This is a genomic window from Streptomyces murinus (assembly GCF_002154555.1).
In the GTDB taxonomy this organism is placed as follows: Bacteria; Actinomycetota; Actinomycetes; order Streptomycetales; family Streptomycetaceae; genus Streptomyces; species Streptomyces murinus.
Genome location: NZ_MUNF01000925.1, coordinates 1 through 2,799, shown reverse-complemented (window position 1 = coordinate 2,799; position 2,799 = coordinate 1). Strand labels below are relative to the sequence as shown.

Genomic DNA, 2,799 nt, shown 5'->3' with positions numbered 1-2,799 from the left:
CTGCGGATGGGCGAGCTCGCCGAGGCGCTGATGGTGAACGCCCCGCATGTCACCCGTGAGGTGCGCCGGCTGGAGGACGGCGGCCTGGTCGCCACCACCCGGGAGCCGGGGGACCAGCGGGCGCGCCGGGCGCGGGCCACGGGGGAGGGCCGTGAGGCGGTCGCGCGCGCCGAGGCCACGGGGAAGCGGTGGCTCGGTGAGGCGCTGGGGGAGTTCTCGCCGGAGGAGCTGGAGACGGCGGCGGCGGTGATCAACCGGATCGTGGCGGGGTTCCGGCCGTGAGGGTGCTGTGAGGGGTGCCGTCAGGGGCGCCCTCAGGGGCGCCGTCAGAGGCTCGGGTCAGCCGGGTGAAGTGGGGGCCGGGCCCTTGGTGGGACGGCTGGATGAAGCGGTGGCCGGGGTTTTGGTGGGTCAGTCGGTCGACGTGAGGGCCGGGCTCTTGGTGGGTCAGCCGGGCGAGGTGGTGGCCGGGGTCTCGGCGGGATCCGCCGTTCTCGCGCGGGCCACCGTCCCTGTGGAGGCGTCGGTGGCTGTCTCCGTTGGCGGCGTGAGGAGGTAGCGCGCGGCGACCGCCCGGTTGTACCGGTCCAGCATGGTGCCCAGTGTCCGCAGATCCTCCGGGTCCCAGTCGCCCAGCAGTTCGGCGTGGCTCTCGGTGCGCCGGTCCCGTACGACCCGCATCTCGCGCAGCCCGTCCGCGGTGGGCGTGACCACCCAGCGGCGCCGGTCGGCGGGGTCGGCGGCGCGTTCGACCAGGCCGGCGGCGGTGAGCGCGGAGACCTGCCGGCCCGCGGTGGAGGGGTCGAGGCCGAGGGTGCAGGCGAGGGTGGTGATGGTCATCGGGCCTCCGTCGCTGAGGGTGCGCAGCAGCAGATACTGCGCCCGGTCGAGACGGTCGTGGACATCGGTACGCCGGTGCAGCAGCTCGAAGTTGCGCATCAGCACGGCTGTCTGCCGCTCGATCACATCGAGCGCCGGGTCCGCTCCGGTCATCCTGTACCGCCGTCTCACCATCGACTGATACCAGTATCGCATCAGCGGTTATCGGTATGATACCGATAGTTACCGGTATCGTACCGGGATTGCAAGGGTCCGGACCTGAGGGTTCGGATCACTGGGGGGAGTGGACACGGGTGGACCGAGGAGTGGCCGCGCTGCGCGGAATACGGGACAGGGTGGTCGGCTCGGACCCCGGGCTGAACCGGCTGCGCATGGCCCTGTCGGCCGCGCTGGCGATGGCCACCACACTGGGCATCGAATACCTGTACGCCACCGCGACCCACGCGGGCCCTCAGGGCACCCTGATCGCGATGCTGCTCGGCACTGTCATGGCGATGATGGGCTCGATGGCCCTGTCCGGCACCGGTGTCTGGCCGAAGGTGCGCACCGCCGTCTTCTTCCCGCCGGCCATCGGTATCGGGATGCTCGCGGGCGTCGCGGTGGCCGGCCGTACGGATCTGATGCTGTGCGTCTTCGTCGCCGTGATGTTCGTGGCGGTCTTCGTGCGCCGCTTCGGCATGGCCTTCTTCTTCTACGGCTTCATGATCTGGATGGGCTACTTCTTCGCCGCGTTCCTCGGCGCGAAGCTGTCCATGCTGCCCGCCCTGCTGTCGGCGGTCGGTGTCGCGACGGGCTGGGTGCTGCTGCTGTCGCTGACCGTGCTGCGCACCAATCCGCGCCGCACCCTGCGCCGGGTGCGCGAGGCGTTCGGCGCGCGGGCCCGTGCGGTGGCCCGCGCCAGTGCCGAACTGCTGGCGGCCGACCCGCGCCGCCACGCCCGGCTGCGCCGCCGGCTGCACGCCCGCCAACTGCGCCTGTCCGAGGCCGCGTTGATGATCGAGGGCTGGTCGGCGGAGCCCGGCGCGCTGCCCGTGGGCTGGTCCGGACCCGCGCTGCGGCGCCGGCTGCTGGAGGCGCATCTGGCGATCGACGCGCTGGCCGCGGCGGCCGAGACGCTGGCCGAGGACGGCGGGGAACTGCTCCCCGCGGCCGCCCGTATCGCCGGCCATCTGGGCCGCCGGGAGTACGGCGCGGTGGAGTACGTGGCCCGCCCCCTGCTGGAACCCCGTACGGGTACGGCGGCACCGGGCACCGGCCGCTGGCCCGCCCACCATCTGGCGGCCGCGGCCGTCGAGTACGTCACCCTGGCGGGCACCGCCACCGCCCCGCCGCCGTACGACGACATCACCGACGAGGCGTACGACCCCGTCGTCACCCTGGCCCAGGGCAATCTGCCCGGTTCCGCGGCGGTGGCCTCGGACGTCGCGGCGCGCGGCAGCCACTGGAACCCGCTGAGCCGGCTGACGCTGACGACCCGGCAGGCGATCCAGGTCGCGGTCGCCGGCAGCCTCGCGATCCTGGCGGGCCGGGAGCTGTCGCAGGCCCGCTACTACTGGGCGGTGCTGGCCGCGTTCATCGCCTTCGCCGGCACCGCGACCCGCTCCGAGACCTCCATCAAGGCGGTCAACCGGGTGGTCGGCACCCTCGTCGGCCTGGGCGCGGGCATCGGCCTCGCGCATCTCACCGCCGGGCACACCGCGTGGGTGCTGGTGGTGATCGTGACCAGCATGTCCCTGGGCTTCTACCTGGTGAACGTCAGCTACGCCTGCATGATCTTCTTCGTCACCATCATGGTGTCCCAGCTCTACAGCGTCCTGCACGAGTTCTCCGCCGGCCTTCTGCTGCTCCGCCTGGAGGAAACCGCCCTCGGCGCGGCGACTCCACCGTGTCGCGGGTGCTGGTGGGGAGTATGAAGTAGGCCACCGCGATGCCGATCGCCGCGCCGAGGGCGGTTTCCTC

3 protein-coding genes are annotated in these 2,799 nt (G+C 72.5%); 2 read left to right on the top strand and 1 reads right to left on the bottom strand.

Annotated features, from left to right (window positions below):
• Positions 1-282: MarR family transcriptional regulator (locus CCN72_RS36645; RefSeq protein ID WP_143664339.1), on the top strand; the 282-nt coding region annotated here is incomplete at its 5' end.
• Positions 283-447: 165 nt separating this feature from the next.
• Here the strand turns inward: CCN72_RS36645 and CCN72_RS36640 are convergent.
• Positions 448-993 (bottom strand): MarR family winged helix-turn-helix transcriptional regulator, encoded by a 546-nt coding sequence (locus CCN72_RS36640; RefSeq protein ID WP_244174668.1) that lies wholly within the window; start codon positions 991-993, stop codon positions 448-450.
• A gap of 140 nt (positions 994-1,133) precedes the next feature.
• On the opposite strand from CCN72_RS36640, the gene CCN72_RS36635 reads away from it, so the two are divergent.
• Complete coding sequence (locus tag CCN72_RS36635) at positions 1,134-2,753, top strand: FUSC family protein (RefSeq protein WP_244174667.1); 1,620 nt, start codon at positions 1,134-1,136, stop codon at positions 2,751-2,753.
• The last annotated feature ends 46 nt before the right edge of the window (positions 2,754-2,799 follow it).

Excerpts from the sequence above, each read along its gene's own strand:
- CCN72_RS36640 (WP_244174668.1), bottom strand. The coding sequence starts at position 993 with ATGACCGGAGCGGACCCGGCGCTCGATGTGATCGAGCGGCAGACAGCC.